Below are 16,911 nucleotides of genomic sequence, written 5' to 3' on the forward strand. Positions count from 1 at the left end.
ATCTATAGCCAAGATTTCATATATTCCATTAGCACTTTTAAATTACATGTATAATTTTACCATACTTTTTATTAAATTAATATATTTAATAAACCATAATATAATATCACATTATTAGACATAATATAACTGTTATTATAAACTTTTTATTTGAATATATATGTGCTATACTATCTTTAATGATTGAATATCATTAAATCAATATTTTATTAAGGTAGGTGTTTATATGAAAAATGTTACTATAAGTGAAGAAGCATATAATGAATTTAAAGGCTTTTTAGAAGAAAATAAAATAACCGACTTCAATATTAGAATAAATTTCGCTGGTAATTCATGTAGTGGCCCAGTTTTCAATATATCTCTTTCAGAAGCTACTGATGATGATGAAGTGGAAAAAATAAATGATATTACATTTATGTTCGAAAAAACTTTAGCAGAACAATTCGGTGGATTCATAATTCTTTCTTCTGAAGAAAATGAAGGCAATGGATTAAGTCTTAAGCCTGTTATCGCACCTGAAGGTGGATGTGGCGGCTCTTGTGCTGGATGCCACTAAAATAATAAGATGTAGAATAAATATATACATATTTATTCTACATTTTTTATTTATAAACATCTCTTATAAGACTTAATTTAATTTTTGCCCTTATAGCATTTAAATATGCCCCTTATGAATTCGTATTTTTTGTTTCTTCTATCTTCCACTGTAAATTTACATAACTATCGCTTATATCATAGATACCTTCAAGCATATCTATCCAATAATGTTCCTTTATAACTTTCTTTTCTTTAGCTTCTCCTGTTACTCCATTTAATGTTTTTTCATTAAAATCATTAAAATACTCATATAATTTAGAAGAAATTTCATGCATAGATTTAAAGGATTCCAAATCTTCGCTTTCTAATATAAATTTGTCTCTTTCATTTTTCATTTCTTTATTTAATACAGATAACATGTATTCCTTTATTCTTCCGTGTATATCATTTTCCATTATTTTTTTAGTTTTTATATTCTTAGAAAACAGAGGTATTGCATTTTGCATATAAGAGCCATATTGTTGCCAAAGCTCCATTGTGTCACTAGACATAACATCGTAGTTTTTATATAGTTTTAACAAATCTTCATTTTTTATACTTTTTTCTTCTACACTCTTAGATAAAATATCCATATTACTTTCATTTCTTTGTTTAAAATCTTCTATCTTAGTATATGATTGCTGTTCAATTTTATATTTATAATTATTTAATTTAAAAAATGTATATAAATTAAATATTATGCTTATTACAAGAAGTACAGATAATAACATTAAATAATCTATATTTTTTATTCCTTTAACCAAGAATACACCTCCTTTGTTATAATCTATTCTAACATAGAAGCTTATATTTGCATATTTAAAGTTATTTCACGAAAATAATAGACCAACTCTGAAAGTATACTACTTATTCCATTTTTTTATATTTTTAGTTCTAAGGTACATGTTAGATATCTATATTGTTCTTCTAAAATTTATCATCTAGCCCAATCATGTATAGCTTCATTAACCATTTTCAAGCCTATATTACCTTCGATAATTTCTTTTACTTCTGTATTTATTCTTTTTACCTCTCCATATGGAGTTTTTAGAGATAGCTCTTCATTTCCAGACACAACCCATATTATTTTTTTATTAATTGGTTTCACGCCTAGTTCATTTTCCCCCACCCCATCAGTAAAATATATTAGTACTGAATTTCTCAAATTATTATCTAAAATATATTGAAATACTGGAGTAAATTTTGTTGAGCCGTTATTCCTAGCTCTTTTGCGAATATCCTTCTCACTGGTAAGCTTATATACACTTCTAATTTCATTATCACATTCAATAATTGTAATGCTATTTTTTGCATTAGCAGTTATTGATAGTATTTCGACTAAAATTTTATGCATATCATCATCTTTCATACTAGCACTTATATCAATTGCAACAATTAATTCGGATTCATTTTTAGGTAATCTTCCTCGTAGATCCAGCCTTTCTGATTGTCTTCTATCTCTTCTTGTTATAGTTTTCTTATATCCTGATTTTACTGTTGGTAATATATTCTTCAAAACCACCTGCCAAGGTATTTCAGCAGTTTCACTATATGCTAAAATTATATTCTCTAATCCTTTAGGTGTATTCTTTGTATAAGCACTTATAGCTGTTTTCTTTGTTAAGCTTTTTATATCTTCTTCACTTATTTCAATTTCTTCCCATAAATCGTGAGCTTTAGTTATATCGATCTCACGTCCTAAATCCTTACTTATTTTATCCTTTTTTATTCTAGATTTAATGGACTTATATATTTCTTCGGCGTATTCCTCAATACTTCTATTTTCTCCAAGTAATAAATTATACTCCATATTTACAGCACTAAGCCTTTTACTTGAACCTGGTAAATCTTTTATATACTGATTAATTGAAATATCTAACGCAACATTTATTGCCTCTTTGCTAAATCTATTCTTTAATCTTTTTTCCCTTTCAAAATGGGAGTTCATTATATGATATATTTCGTGTTTAAATAACGCTGCCATTTCTTTCCTATTACATTCCAAAAATAAAAATGGATTAAAGTACATATTAAAGCCGTCACGTCTAGGAATAGTAGCAATTGGAACTGTTAAATTAACACTTATATCTCTTCTCACTCTGAGCATAAATTGTCCAAAAAAAACATCCTGAGTTTGCAATAAATATAAAATAACACTTTCAACTAATTCGAAAAAATTTCTTCTATAATCATCATTAAATTTAACTTTTTCCTCTAGTAAATATGCCTCTTTTAGAAGCTGCTGTCTTCTATCTTCAAAATCCAAAAACTATTCACCTCTTTTACCATAAATAAACATCATGTGACTTAAACTTATGTGTTAACTTGCCGAAATAAGTAACATATTGTGTTTCGGTTTCTAGTAAAGTTGTACACTTAAGGTTTAGTAAGAATGGAAATGTCTTTATCTATAGATAATATACTTAAATTGAATATCTATATATCTATAAGATTTTGTATCTTCTTATCGGCTAAAAATATTGAAAAATGCTTCAATGAATTCATCATTTTCAAGCAGTCTTTCATATATTCCACCTTTATAATCTCTCTTAATTTCTTTCATTATTCCGAGTCTTAAATCTCTTGGATATAAATTTAAGAGTTCTGAGAATAATCTAAAATTCTTTTCAATAGGAACACTTTCCAAATATCTTAATGAATTTTTTGCTAATATATATAACCTTGAGTGATTTTCATCTTGTACCTTTTCTTTTAAATCAAAGCTTAAGATATCATTATTAAATACATCTTCTGTTCTTATTAAAGGCTTTTTTAGATTGACGAGAAAATTAGCAAAGTCATTAGCTATATTAACTCCAACGTTTCCTCTTACAGCATTCAAAAATATATCTAATGGATATTTATCTTTGTTATTTAAATATATTTTATATGCTTTTGATATCCTTTCCCAGCTTCTTGGCGTAGCCTTTATAGTTTCATCTGATTCAGACATATGTAGATATTCCGGAAACGTAGATAAAAATTCTATAATATGCTCGTCTATGTTTCCGTTTTCGCTCATTCCCCATTTAATCCATTCCTTGATATCTGAATCGAGCTTTACCCAAACAAACCTATCTTCCTGAGCTGGATCCATATCTACAACATCATATTTACTATTATGAAATCCATCATTTCTATTGGAAGGATTCATTGCTGCTATTACCTTTACTCTTTCACTCAATATATATCCATTAATTTCTCTATTCAAAATTAAGTTCATAAGCTCTTGAGCAACTGCATGATCACACCTATTTAACTCATCTATAAATAGAATAACATCTCTATTTTGATCTTCTTTTATGGCTTTTTCAATTTCAATTAATTTGCTATGGGTAGCGTACATTGTAACTCTATTTTCAACTACTGGTAAGCCTCCTATTTCCCCTTCTTTTAATAAATTAGCATCAATTGTAACTAAATAATGTCCATTATCTCTTGCTATACGCTTAACTAAAGAAGTCTTTCCAATTCCACTTTCACCTATAATCAAAGGAACATCATTTGCCGCTACTATTAAATCTACTGTTTTTAAACATTCTGAATAATTCAAAATTTTCACCTCCTGTCTTATATTGATAATTTATAATCTACAAGTAATTTTTTTGCATTGTTACTTCCAAATTCTCTAACGAAATTAATTTTATCCATTTCTAAAATCTCTAATTCTATGAAATCTTCGATGTATTTTTTCTCGATATTTTCATCCTTAATTTTCTCTTGAAGAATCTCAACTACTAACTCCACATCAACACTCTCATAAATATATTTAACTACGTTTATATTTTCATGAATGAATACTTTTATATCGTCTAAATCATAGTTAGAAATATAATTAATGGCTTCACCGTTTAGTTTCACCGCTCTGACCTTAGCCCTCAAACTAGGATTTTTTATAAATCTAATAGCTCCATAATAATTTTCTATAGCTGCAAGCTGAACTTCTTCTGAAGGACTTTCTATATACTTGATTGCATCATAATCTTTACTTACTGCTAAAAGCTGTAATTCTTCACTAGGATTTTTTACAAATTGTATTGCCCATCCCTTAGCTTTGATAGCTTCCTCAATAATTTTCTCACCAGGATTATCGATTAGCTCCAATGAATTCCACAAGCTTTTAACACATATTATACCAATTTCCTCATCAAGATCTTTAATATATTTAACGTTCAAAGGAGTGCTCTTAATAGCCTGTTTTTGAACTTCTTTACTAGGATTCTCTATATATTTTATGTTGTTTCCATTATTTTTCACAACAAATAATTGTAATTCTTCACTTACTTCATCTAATTCACGAATATACTCAGGATGATTTTTTAATTTTAATAATAATTCTTCCTTATTCATAATTTCTCCTTTACTTTCTATTTATAATTTTATTTACCTAATATTAATTATTATATACTATAAAAGGCTTATATAAAACAGATAATATATAGAGCTTAATTGTTTAAGTTTAATTATCATTGAGAAACACCATAAAGCTATGTTTGATTGTAACTATCAAACATAGCTTTAATTAATCTTTATATCTTTCAATTTCCTTCTTAACAGAAAATAATAAACTATTTAATTCCCACACTTCACCGTCTTCAATTAACTTGTTTAAAGTTTTTTGATATCTAGATGCTTCTACCTCTTTACCTAATGAAATAAGGGTCAACAGTGAATTCATTATATTCGAGATTAAGTGGGATTTAACTTCAAATAGCTTTTGAGCATCCTTTATTTCATCTTTAATCTCAAGCATTTCTTCATCTAATCTAAATGCTGCATCCGCAGATCTCTTAAGTTTTGCTTTTAATTGTTCTGGTATGTGCTGTTTATATTTATAATTTAAGGAATGTTCGATTGTTGCCCAAAAATTCATTGCCAGTGTTCTTATTTGAAATTCTGCCAAAATTTCTACTAAACCTTCTGCCATATTAACTGGATACTTTATTATCATGTGGTAACTTCTATAGCCGCTTTCCTTAACATTTCTTACATAATCCTTCTCATAAAGAATCTGCATATCCTTACGGCCCCTTAATATTTCCACCACAGTATCTATATCATCAACAAACTGACACATGATTCTTATGCCTGCAATATCTTCAAGTTCATACCTAATTCTATCTATTGGAATTTCAAACTTGTTAGCTTTTTCTAACATGCTCGAAACTTCCTTCACTCTTCCAGTTACAAATTCTATAGGTGAGTATTCATTTTTTCTTCTATATTCTTTTCTAATTGATTTTAATTTAACTTTAAGCTCATCTACCGCTTGCTCGTAAGGCATTAAAAAAACCTTCCAATCACTTATTGCCATTGCTACCACCCTTTAATAACTTCATTCCTCAATATCGTCCTTATCTATTATATCAAAAACTTTAAAATTAGTGTAAATAATAATATATAAAGTACCTAAAAAATTTTCATAATCTATTTATGAATTTATTTAATATGATATAATTTATATTGAGGATACAAAAAAATATTTTTTAAGTTATGTACTTTTAATGGGGTGACTAAAATGAACGATACTAATATTCTAAACCATTTATTTGATAAACAAACAGTTTGTCCTGTTTGTGATTCGCATTTCAAGGTCAAAACTGTAAAATCTAAGTCACCGAGAGTTACTTCCAAGGATTCAGATTTTTTTATTAGGTACTCAGTAATAAATCCATATTTTTATGATGTTATAATATGTAATTCTTGTGGTTATGCTGCAATGAAATCAGACTTTGAAAAGATTAAATCTCATAAAAAAGAACTTGTTTTAAGTAATGTAACTCCAAAATGGAAACCAAGGGAATACCCTATTATTTTGGACGAAAAATCAGCAATTGAGCGCTATAAATTATCTTTATTAAATGCTGTACTTATTGGCCTTCCAGAAAGTACAAAAGGTATGATTTCGCTAAAAATTGCTTGGATGTATAGATTACTTAATAATGATGAGCAAGAGAACCTTTTCTTGAAGCAAGCTCTTGATGGTTTTAACTCTGCATATACCAATGAAATTTTTCCTATTTACGGATTACAAAGAGATTCTTTAATGTATTTACTTGGTGAATTAAACAGAAAGTTAGATAATTCTCAAGATGCATTATTATGGTTCTCTAGAACGATTGTTAGTACGAACTCTTCTGCTAAGGTTAAAGAAATGGCTAGAATCGGTAAAGATTTAATTAAAAATACAAACAATTAGAAATATTTTTAATTTATTACTAAGGGGGATATAACATGGGATTTTTCAAAAATAATAATAAAGCTGCTTCTGATAACAAAACTTCACAAGTTACTCAAGTTGCAGAAAATAGCAGTAATATAATTGAAAAGGATTTAAGTAAAATTAATGACATAAAAGGTAATGTTGAGACTATGGATAATTCTATTAAGGATATTACATCATCTGTTTCGTCATTAGTATCTTCTGCTGAAACTCAAACAAAAGAAATACGAAATGCTAAAAATATGTTATCTAATTTTAGATCGAATATGGAAGATTTAGCAATTAATATAACTAATGTCCATATTAAAGTATTAGATACAGATAAATTAGCCGATAATGGTTTAAATACAATTGACCATTTAGATACATCGTTAACTGACCTTGAAGATGCATTTACTGTTTCAACTTCGACTGTTAATGCCCTAGTATCAAAGCTTGAATCTGTAAATAGTATAACTGATTCTATAAGTCAAATAGCAAGTCAAACTAACCTACTATCTCTAAATGCAGCTATAGAGGCTGCTAGAGCCGGTGAAGCTGGTAAAGGATTTTCAGTTGTTGCTGGTGAAGTTAGAAAACTTGCTGAAAATTCAAAGCTTGCTGTTCAAAGTATAACAAGCATATTGGAAGAAATCAAAGTTGATATTTTAAAAGCATCCAATGCAATGAATTCTGGTAATTCAGCTTTAGTTACTCAACACAATTCATTGGAAGAAGCTAAAGATAGTTTCTCTAATATAAAATCTTCTATTGAGGAAGCTACTGATGAAATCAATACTTGTATAGAAAATTTGACTACTGCTTCTGAAACAAAAGATAATGTTATTTCAACAATTGACAACATCAGTGTTGCATTTGAAGAACACGAAGCTTTATCTAAGGAAATTGCCGTGGATCTCAATACTCAAGAAAATGCTATAGGAAAAATTAACAAATCAATAGATAATCTACTCTAAAAATTTTATTGTTTGTTACATAAAAATAAAGGATATCTAACTTCTATAATTAGATATCCTCTTTTTTTATAAGTAAGCTTTATATTAACTAACATTCATTATTTAGCGTTCAAAATAAAATCACTATTGCTCAATAAATATCTTATAGCTACAGTTAAATTCTTTCCCTATTTCTAATGGAAGTACGCCTTCCTTTTCTTTGAATTCTCCGGTGAAATCTCCATAATCTGCATGACCAAACCAAGGTTCGATACATACGAACGGTGCACCTTTTGATGGCGCCCATATACCCATGTATGGAAAGCCTTTAAATTCCACACTTATAGATTTATTGTGATTTCTTGATTTAATTGTAATCTTATCTGATTTTAAATCATTAAACACTAATGCATCATTTTTAAAAACTTCTTTATTAAGTTCAATTATATTACTATTGATTAAATATGCCTTCTTATCATGAGTAAAACGTACATTCTCATCAAAACACATAATTGAGCTATTTTCAATTTGGTTAAATTTGAGATAATAGTCCTCTAAAACTTCGTCTTTTTCAATTGGGCACATAAATGCAGGATGAGCACCCAACGAAAAATAGATTACTTTATTATCTAAATTAATTACTTTATAGCTTACTACTACACAACTTTCGTCAAGCGTGTATGTAACTTGTAAAGAAAATTTATAAGGATAGATCTCTAGAGTTTTATCGGAATATCTTAATTCAAAAGTAATACTATCTTTACTTTGAGATAACAATGTAAACTCTGATATCCTAGCAAACCCATGAGATTGAAGTTCGTATTCTTTGCCATCAATCCTGTACTTAGAATCCTTAAGGTTCCCCACTATTGGAAATAAGTGTGGTGAATGATATCTCCAGTACTCTGGATCTCCACTCCAAAGATATTCTGTTCCTTCTTTTTTACCAGTTATAGAATGCAATTCTCCCCCATGAGTACCGGCAGCAATTTTTATTTTTTCATTTTCTAAAGAATAAATCATAAAACTTTCCCTCCAAAGATTAATTATATAATTATATCAGCTTAAAGAATTCTTTTAGGATTAAAATCAAGATAATCTGCTGAGGTTAATATGTATTCAATGCCGTCAAGATACCCATCTAACACCTTCCCCAATAATACTGGTCCGTGTAAATGCCCATATACAACCTTTTCTACATTATATTCTTTTATTATTTTAGTAAATTCAGACTCCTCAAATTTCTCATTTGTTGGAGGATAATGAAGCATGACAATTATCTTCTCAAAACCGTTTTTCTTCGCTGCATCTAGAGAAAGTCTTAATCGTATCTGCTCTCTATCATATATTTTTTTATCCTTATCGCTATACTTTTCTCCACTTGGACACATCCATCCTCGTGTTCCACATATAGCATAGTCTTCATAACTATAAAAATTATTTTGAAGAAATTTAGTATTTTCGTATTTTCTATTTAGCTTTGAAATACTTACCCACCAGTAATCATGATTACCCTTACTTATAATCTTTTTCCCTGGCAATTCATTAATCCAATCTAAGTCGTACTTACTATCTTGTTCTTTTAAAGACCAAGATATATCTCCAGCTATAAGCACCATATCTTCTTCAGTTATTTTGCTAACCCAATTTACTTTTATTTTATCACAATGATCTTTCCATTTATCTCCAAAAATATCCATTGGTTTCTCAACATTAAAACCTAAGTGCAAATCTGAAATTGTATAAAGTGCCATTTGTTTATCACCTTTCTATTATCCGTATGTAAGTCATCTCTTCTTATCTAAATCCGTAAGAAAAGCTATTACATGTGCTACCGATTCATATAATTCCGCAGGAATTTCATCTCCAACATCTACATTGCATAATAAATCAGTTAATTCCTTATTATAGACTATTGGTACTTCATTTTCTGCTGCTTTTTCTATTATTTTATCTGCAATATGCCCCATTCCAGCTGCTGTAACAATTGGAGCGTCGCTATTAAATTCGTATTTTAATGCTGCTGCTCTTTTCCTGTGATTCATATTTTGTACACTCCTAATCAATATTTCACATATATTAAAATGTACAATTTAAGATGAAATCTCTTACGACTTAAAAAAATATTATAATTTCAAAATCTTTCATTGCACATAATAGCTAATTCGTCAAATTAAATATATTAAGATATCAATACTAATTATACCTTAATATCGATAGTAGAAATAGTTAAATCGTTAAAGAAATTTCTACAACTAGCCAGATCTACAGGTTTATCTTTAGTCGCTACACTTATATTAACAAATAATCCAAGAGTTGATAATCCATCCGCTAGCTTTGACTTATTATTATTTAGGGTAGATGTAAATTTATTATCACATTTCAAATTTACATCAATTCTATTTTCCCTTAAAGTTAAATATCCGTCTATCTCGCCTAAGTTTACTGTTCTAACACTAACAACCATTTTAGCATTGGTTGTATCGATTTTTTTTCCATCTTTTCTATTATCCTTAATTATAAGCTTACAAGGATATTCTTGGTTGTTTGCAGTTATAGGAACATTTAAATAATAATATTCATTGCTAATAGAATTAAACATCTTTATATCATTAATATTAGCTTTAACTAGATTCATAATCTTCTCATATCCAGAATCTTTTAAATCTGTTTGTGCTAATATATTTTTAACTATATCTCTTACATTATCAATTCTTTCCTTCATTTCCGTTTTTATGGCTTCTTTATTATCTATATTACTTCTTTCAAATAAATCACCAGAATTTAGTTTTCCTAAATTAAAATTATCTTTAGTTACAACTTCATCCTTAATTGTACCTATAGATGCTTCTTTAGGATGGATAGTACTTTTATCATTTAATAATTTAGTGAAATCTCTAAATTCATTATCTGTAATTTCAACTTTCTCACCATCTATATTGCTAAGCAATAACTCTAATTTATGCTTAGCTGTTGACTCAACAAGTCGTTCAGCTTGAGTTTTAGGTCCATCATTTGTTGCAATACTCTCTCCTATAGTATCTTTTATTAATTTTACTATTTCTTTATCCTCTAACTTTTTAACTAAAGATTCACGAAGTTCTACCTTTTCATTATTAGTACTTATACTTTCCCTTACAGCATTTTTTTGGACAATATCTAATTCACTATCTTCACTTCCTGCTAATGTTTTTAGTACGTCTAATACATTTATCTTCTTAGTCGTTGGATCATTTTCATTATATCTTTTGGATGCTAAAGCTGTAGTTGAATCTATAGGATTTTTAGTTAATTCCGCTTCCTTGTTTACTATTTTATTTCTAAATATAGTTTCAATATCATTCTCTAATGAATTTGTGAAATTCTCTAGAGAGCTTAAAGAATTACTTATTTTTTTAAGAATTTCCTCTATTGAAGAATCTCCTTTAAATAGTTTATTGAAACTATTTATATTTTCTTCAGAAAAATCTAAGTTATTCTCTATAAATGTGAGTATATCATCAGATCCCATATTCTTAAATTCATTTAAAAATTTTGTTAACATTTCCTTTATAGCTTGGCCTTCAGCGCTACCAGATGATATATTCTTACTTTGAAGATACGTTTGAATAAAAGACTCCATTTCCTTAGGATTATCACTCATCTTTCCATTAAATTGAAGCAATCCTCTTATTTGATTTATATTTTCTCTAGTAAGAGGAATATTACGCCTTACCATTTTCTTCAAAAGATCAATATCTTCTTTAGAGAGACCTTCTTTTTCAATAATTTCTCTAAAATTATCATCTTCAGTGGTTTCTTCACTTCCAGCTCCTTTAACTAGCTTAAGTTTCAATTTTCCATTTTCGAATCCATCTACTTGAAACTTAAGCAATTTAATATCATCTAAATTAACCTTCTCCTCAATTTCAGCAATAAATTGCCATCCATCCGCTAGCCTTATTGAAACATCTTTTCCGTCCCCTTTTGCGACCACTCTTCCTGTAAAGCGTTCCCCTACCTCAAAAGTTAACTTGCTAGAAATTTTCTTCGTATTTACATTATATCCATTGTTTACATTCCAAATTCCTGGCATATCATCTTCTCCCCTACTAAACTATTACTTAAGCATACTCTTAATATATTTATCGTATAAGAAGAGTTTAAGTTAACTATTATTAATATCTAATTTCATGTAATTCTCTGCTTTATATATTCTTAGTGTACTATAAATAACAACTAAATTAAATGAAATAAATACTTATGTCTCAAAGTACCTCAACAAGTACACGAATAACAACAATATATTAACAATGATTGTAATAAATGGTTTTCTATCATGAATAGGAGATTCATTGCTTCCAATGATTTGTAGTATGATAAGGGTACGTACAAATACTAACTCTGTTAATTTAAACTAAAAATATTAATAAAAATAGTATATGTATTTTCTTCACAGAATAGATTTCTAGATGTGTTGGACGATTTCTATATAAAGATTTGATAAGTAAAATTCTTTTGAATTATTCATATTAATTTATATAGTATATTGTCACCTATATAGGTGACAATATACTGAAGAAAATTATTTATATTCCTTAGATTCTTCTTCTCCTTTTAATACCCTAATAACCCCTTGAGCTAAGGCAAGCATTTCATCTTCGCCTGGATAAACCACTATAGGTGCTATAAATGACACTTTTTCACTTATTAGATTAACCATTGGTTTTCCGTAAGCCATACCACCAGTTAATATTATTGCATCTACTTGACCATTAAGTACCGCTGCTGCCGCACCAATATCTTTTGACACTTGATATCCCATTGCATCGTGTATTAATTTAGCTTTTGGATCTCCTTCAAGTGCTGCATTTTCTACTACTCTTGCATCATTTGTATCAAGGTAAGCTACAAAACCACCTTTTCCAGTTATCTTCTTTAAAATTTCTTCAAGAGTATACTTTCCACTAAAACACATTCTAGCTAAATCACCTGATGGAACTCCTCCACTTCTTTCCGGTGAAAAAGCTCCTTCACCATCAAGTGCATTATTTACATCAACTATCTTTCCATTCCTATGTGCACCTACAGAAACTCCGCCACCCATATGTGCTACGATAACATTTATATCTTCATAATTTTTCGAATTTTCTTTTGCATATCTCTTTGCCACTGCTTTTTGATTTAATGCATGAAAAATACTTTTTCTAGGAAGTTCTGGAATACCTGATAATCTTGCTATTTCTTCTAATTCGTCTACTACTACTGGATCTACTATGAATGCTGATTTACCAATAGAATTTGCAATTTCATTCGCTATTATAGCTCCAAGATTAGATGCATGTTCTCCCTGAACACTTTCCTTTAAATCTTTTAGCATTGTATCGTTTACTTTGTAAGTTCCACTAAGGATTGGTTTTAAAAGTCCACCTCTTCCAACTACTGCATCTAACTCTTTTATATCTATGTTATTATCTTTAAGTATCTTCAATATGACTTCTGTTCTAAAGTTCTGTTGATCAGAAATATGCTTAAACTTTCCTATTTCTTCTGAAGAATGTCTTAAAGTTTCTCCGAATATCTCTTTTTCATCCTCGAATACAGAAATTTTTGTTGATGTAGAGCCTGGATTTATTATTAATAATTTATAACTCACACTTTTTCCTCCTTAAATTTTTATTTTCACTATTCCCTATGATTGTAAAATTAAACCATAAAACAATTAAAAAATCAATACTTTTTTTACTACAAAATTCAAAAATTTTGTAGAATTTAGGGATATACTGGCGATAATATTATATGATACTTACGGAATAGTTACAAGAAATAATTTCTCAAATAAGTCAAATTATTTTTTACTTATAGAATATTATGCTTTTTCCCATTATCTAGTATGATTATTTTTAAGATGTCATATTCATTTAATTATTAAAATATAAAATCACTTGTGATATTACTTATATTTCACAAGTGATTTTATATTTTAATTTTTCATATCATAATTCAATGTGCAATGTCACAAATTTATTTAATATGTTAAATGCTATATCAAGTGAAACTTGACTTAGGCTGAGTGCGTAAGCTCCACCTAAATCTTAGTTGAACTATTTTTATTTATATCCTTTTTCCTTGTCTAATGCTTCGTCCCTTATCTCACATCTCATAGCTTGAAGTGATTCTAATCTTCTTTCATTCTTATCTTCTAGCGCTTGTTTCATCTTAGAATCATCTGTTTTTGCTATCATTTCATCTGCAAGTTCACAGTTTAAAATAGTTCTATCAATGTTATATTGAATTCTATCTATATTATCTGTTCTATCATCCTGTTTGTTTTTCATAATTGCATCTCTCCTTTGTTTTATATTTTAAGTGTACTTACCATAAGCACTTTTCCTGTTTATTATTTGCAAAACTATAATTATTATGTACAAACATCTTATATATAAAATTGAAAATAAGAGACTATATACTTTAATGGGAAATAGAAGGAATAAAAGATGTAAAAAATACTATACAATACATATAATAATTTTTAATTTTCTTTTTAAATATTATGCTAGTTAATTTTCATTAATAGCTTTATTTTCCACACATTAATGTAATTATGAGAGCAATACTATAATAGTCAGGAGGTGATTATTATGAATACTCAATTAGCGCCACATGAAGCAATTGAAATTAGAGCACTCATAAGTCAAGAAATGTTAGGAATTAAAAAAATCAATGCAAGTATGAGTTTGGTTCAAGATAGTGAATTAAAAAGCTTTATGCAAGATTCTCTAAATGCTAAAAAAGCTTCCCTACAAAACATCCAATCTGCATTATCATAAAAAATTACTTTATAGAAAGGAGCGAGTTTCTATGGAACAAAATAACCAATTATCAGAAAAAGATATTGCTCTAGACTTAATTACAAGTTCAAAAGCAACAATAACAACTCTAGCAAAAGTATTAACTGAAACAACAAATGCACAAATAAGAGATACGCTTAAAGGTCAATTAAGCGCTTGCGTTAACTCTCACTATAGATTATCTGATATAGCAATGAATAAGGGCTGGTACAATGCACAACAAGATCCTCAACAGCAGCTTCAACAAGAATTATCAAGTATAAACTCTATTAACTCCATGACCTCTATGAATCAATCTAATTCTTAAGACATTATTTTGCATTAAATAAATTTGTACTTTAAATTCGGAGGTGAAATTATGAACAATAATAATTCTAATAATGTTGGCTTAGCTCCACACGAAATGCTTGAACTAAGAGAATTACTAGATACTAATGTTATAGGTGTTAAAAAAATACAAGCTAGCATGCCTATGGTAGAAGATGATGAATTAAAATCTTTTATGGAAAGATGCTTAGATAGCAAAAAGGATAACATAAATTCAATGCAAACTTTTATAGAAAATAAAATAAATATGCAATAAAAATAGGAGGTATTTCTTATGTCTTTTTTAGATAAGTTATTAGGAAATGATGATACGGCCCTAGCTGATAAGGATATAGTTATAGATATGCTTAAAGATTCTAAATTTGCTGTAACTTCTTTATCCGCTTCAGCAGCAGAAGCTGTTAACCCAGAGTTAAGAGAAATGTTAAGAGGACAATTAGATAAAGCTGTAACTGAGCACTTTGAATTATCAGATATAGCGGTAAATAAAGGCTGGTATCCAGCACAAGATGATCCAATGGAACAATTACGAAATGAGTACGAGAATTCTCAAAGTTTAAATTCCTAAAATGCATGCAAAAGTTAGAGTATAGAGTATACTCTAGCTTTTTATTACAATGCAAAAGTATCTGAAGCCATTTGATTATATAATTTTCTTCAGTAAGAAATACTCTTCCAACCTCTATCCGGCTAAACGTGTCAATAATAATACTTTTTCACTTTCAAATGGATTAATTTCTCCCATGAGCATCATAACCTGAGTTTTTTCTATTTTGAATTTATGTTCTGCCATTAGATAATTGCAAATTACCGAGTTATAAGTATTACAATCTATCGATATGCTTTTATAATTGTTCTTTTGAGCATACTTGGTACAGAAATCTATAGTGATATCTAATGCCTCTTTATAATTTACATTCCCATCTATAACTGCTAGTTTTATCTGTAAATTTTCAGATAAAACTTCTCTTACTGCTTTCGTATAACATATTATAATTCCATAGATTTTCTCATCACTTTCTAATGTGAAAATAGTTCCAAAGGCTTCTTCCCTTATTAAGTGCAGTTCAGAAGTCAGATCAAAGTTTCTACATATATAATCTGATAGAGATTTTAAATATTCTTCTATAATTAAATAGCTTTTTTCATTACTTATATCTATCTCATTAACATTAATATTATTCAAAGAAACATATCGCTTCACTTCTAAAGAAGTAATTTCCTTTTTTAGACCTAATGAGAGTTTAAGTGGTGCAAAATCTAATCCCATATAGAACCCTACGTTATATTGAGATTCAGGCATAGTATTAAGGCCTATTGTAGATACCTTATACTCTTCTTTTAAAATTCTTATTGTTTCATTTATTAACGCTCTTCCGATACCTCTTCCCTGATATTCGGGATGAACCCCAAAAGGACCAAACCAACCAAATTCTCCCCAAATATGTATAAAATTAAATCCTACGACTTTATCATTTATTTCATACACAATGCTTGAATTATTACTTGCTTCCATATATCCACGTATTCCCTCTGTTGTTCTTTTAGTATCAATTTTAAAACATAGCCTATCTATTTCTTTTATTTCTTCAATATCTCTAAGTTCCATCTTTCTTATCATTTTGAACCTCCTAATACATTAGCATTTTTTACTTTATATAATAAATTCTCTAAAACTATCTATGTATTTAGTTGGTATAAACTCTATAATTTTGTATTTAGCAACCCCATTTTTGTAGAAAGGATCTTCTTTAATTATTGAGTTTATTTCCACCTTGTCGCTACCATTACATAGTATTACTCCACCTACTCTTGGTTCTTGTCTTCCTGAACATATGAATTTATTTAAGTCATAATATTTCTTTAGAAAAATATTGTGTCCATCCAAATGATTTATGACATCCTCCATTGGTTTCTCATATTCTAAAACAATTATAAACATAACATTTCTCTCCCTCGTATAATATGGTTATGGTACAATTAAATTGTAAATTATAAAACCTACTTGTTCAATTTGTAA

20 protein-coding genes are annotated in these 16,911 nt (G+C 28.4%); 7 read left to right on the top strand and 13 right to left on the bottom strand.

Annotated elements, in window-relative coordinates; genetic code table 11:
* Positions 1 to 226 precede the first annotated feature (226 nt).
* Positions 227 to 556, top strand: a complete 330-nt coding sequence (locus D2A34_RS03720) for a HesB-like protein (protein ID WP_079440486.1) — start codon at positions 227 to 229, stop codon at positions 554 to 556.
* Positions 557 to 668: 112 nt separating this feature from the next.
* On the opposite strand, the gene D2A34_RS03725 is transcribed toward D2A34_RS03720, so the two are convergent.
* The 5 genes from D2A34_RS03725 to yjbM form a co-directional block, all read right to left on the bottom strand.
* Positions 669 to 1,340, bottom strand: coding sequence for a hypothetical protein (locus D2A34_RS03725; RefSeq protein WP_079440485.1), 672 nt, complete (start codon positions 1,338 to 1,340; stop codon positions 669 to 671).
* A gap of 173 nt (positions 1,341 to 1,513) precedes the next feature.
* Positions 1,514 to 2,842 (bottom strand): vWA domain-containing protein, encoded by a 1,329-nt coding sequence (locus D2A34_RS03730; RefSeq protein WP_119365762.1) that lies wholly within the window; start codon positions 2,840 to 2,842, stop codon positions 1,514 to 1,516.
* Positions 2,843 to 3,040: 198 nt separating this feature from the next.
* Positions 3,041 to 4,129 (bottom strand): AAA family ATPase, encoded by a 1,089-nt coding sequence (locus D2A34_RS03735; protein ID WP_119365763.1) that lies wholly within the window; start codon positions 4,127 to 4,129, stop codon positions 3,041 to 3,043.
* 17 nt (positions 4,130 to 4,146) lie between these two features.
* Positions 4,147 to 4,926, bottom strand: coding sequence for a hypothetical protein (locus D2A34_RS03740; protein WP_119365764.1), 780 nt, complete (start codon positions 4,924 to 4,926; stop codon positions 4,147 to 4,149).
* Between the two features lie 172 nt (positions 4,927 to 5,098).
* The gene (gene yjbM / locus D2A34_RS03745) at positions 5,099 to 5,890 is read right to left on the bottom strand and encodes a GTP diphosphokinase (protein WP_079440481.1); all 792 of its coding nucleotides are present in this window, start codon (positions 5,888 to 5,890) and stop codon (positions 5,099 to 5,101) included.
* Positions 5,891 to 6,094: 204 nt separating this feature from the next.
* On the opposite strand from yjbM, the gene D2A34_RS03750 reads away from it, so the two are divergent.
* Entirely contained in the window at positions 6,095 to 6,775 is a 681-nt protein-coding gene (locus D2A34_RS03750) for a DUF2225 domain-containing protein (protein WP_119365765.1), read from the top strand.
* A gap of 35 nt (positions 6,776 to 6,810) precedes the next feature.
* Complete coding sequence (locus D2A34_RS03755) at positions 6,811 to 7,755, top strand: methyl-accepting chemotaxis protein (RefSeq protein ID WP_079440479.1); 945 nt, start codon at positions 6,811 to 6,813, stop codon at positions 7,753 to 7,755.
* 123 nt (positions 7,756 to 7,878) lie between these two features.
* Here D2A34_RS03755 and D2A34_RS03760 read toward each other — a convergent pair whose 3' ends face one another.
* From D2A34_RS03760 to tlp, 6 genes are all read right to left on the bottom strand, one after another.
* Entirely contained in the window at positions 7,879 to 8,757 is an 879-nt protein-coding gene (locus D2A34_RS03760; RefSeq protein WP_079440478.1) for an aldose 1-epimerase family protein, read from the bottom strand.
* Between the two features lie 41 nt (positions 8,758 to 8,798).
* Entirely contained in the window at positions 8,799 to 9,488 is a 690-nt protein-coding gene (locus D2A34_RS03765) for a metallophosphoesterase (RefSeq protein WP_079440477.1), read from the bottom strand.
* A 33-nt stretch (positions 9,489 to 9,521) separates the two neighbouring features.
* Complete coding sequence (locus tag D2A34_RS03770; RefSeq protein WP_079440476.1) at positions 9,522 to 9,779, bottom strand: EscU/YscU/HrcU family type III secretion system export apparatus switch protein; 258 nt, start codon at positions 9,777 to 9,779, stop codon at positions 9,522 to 9,524.
* A 155-nt stretch (positions 9,780 to 9,934) separates the two neighbouring features.
* Positions 9,935 to 11,809, bottom strand: a complete 1,875-nt coding sequence (locus tag D2A34_RS03775; RefSeq protein WP_079440475.1) for a flagellar hook-length control protein FliK — start codon at positions 11,807 to 11,809, stop codon at positions 9,935 to 9,937.
* Between the two features lie 489 nt (positions 11,810 to 12,298).
* Entirely contained in the window at positions 12,299 to 13,369 is a 1,071-nt protein-coding gene (gene buk, locus D2A34_RS03780; protein ID WP_119365766.1) for a butyrate kinase, read from the bottom strand.
* A gap of 454 nt (positions 13,370 to 13,823) precedes the next feature.
* A complete protein-coding gene (gene tlp / locus D2A34_RS03785) occupies positions 13,824 to 14,051 on the bottom strand; it encodes a small acid-soluble spore protein Tlp (RefSeq protein WP_119365767.1) in 228 nt (75 codons plus the stop codon).
* 303 nt (positions 14,052 to 14,354) lie between these two features.
* Here tlp and D2A34_RS03790 point away from each other — a divergent pair, with 303 nt between their 5' ends.
* The 4 genes from D2A34_RS03790 to D2A34_RS03805 are packed head-to-tail and all read left to right on the top strand — an operon-like array spanning position 14,355 to position 15,459.
* Positions 14,355 to 14,543, top strand: a complete 189-nt coding sequence (locus D2A34_RS03790) for a hypothetical protein (RefSeq protein ID WP_119365768.1) — start codon at positions 14,355 to 14,357, stop codon at positions 14,541 to 14,543.
* A 31-nt stretch (positions 14,544 to 14,574) separates the two neighbouring features.
* Entirely contained in the window at positions 14,575 to 14,871 is a 297-nt protein-coding gene (locus D2A34_RS03795) for a spore coat protein (RefSeq protein ID WP_119365769.1), read from the top strand.
* 51 nt (positions 14,872 to 14,922) lie between these two features.
* Positions 14,923 to 15,147 (top strand): hypothetical protein, encoded by a 225-nt coding sequence (locus D2A34_RS03800; protein ID WP_079440470.1) that lies wholly within the window; start codon positions 14,923 to 14,925, stop codon positions 15,145 to 15,147.
* A gap of 18 nt (positions 15,148 to 15,165) precedes the next feature.
* A complete protein-coding gene (locus D2A34_RS03805; protein WP_119365770.1) occupies positions 15,166 to 15,459 on the top strand; it encodes a spore coat protein in 294 nt (97 codons plus the stop codon).
* A gap of 114 nt (positions 15,460 to 15,573) precedes the next feature.
* Here D2A34_RS03805 and D2A34_RS03810 read toward each other — a convergent pair whose 3' ends face one another.
* Positions 15,574 to 16,512 (bottom strand): GNAT family N-acetyltransferase, encoded by a 939-nt coding sequence (locus D2A34_RS03810; protein WP_119365771.1) that lies wholly within the window; start codon positions 16,510 to 16,512, stop codon positions 15,574 to 15,576.
* A gap of 33 nt (positions 16,513 to 16,545) precedes the next feature.
* Positions 16,546 to 16,833, bottom strand: a complete 288-nt coding sequence (locus D2A34_RS03815; RefSeq protein ID WP_119365772.1) for a YciI family protein — start codon at positions 16,831 to 16,833, stop codon at positions 16,546 to 16,548.
* Positions 16,834 to 16,911: the final 78 nt, after the last annotated feature.

Origin of the sequence: Clostridium chromiireducens (assembly GCF_003575225.1) — a bacterium.
In the GTDB taxonomy this organism is placed as follows: Bacteria; Bacillota; Clostridia; order Clostridiales; family Clostridiaceae; genus Clostridium; species Clostridium chromiireducens.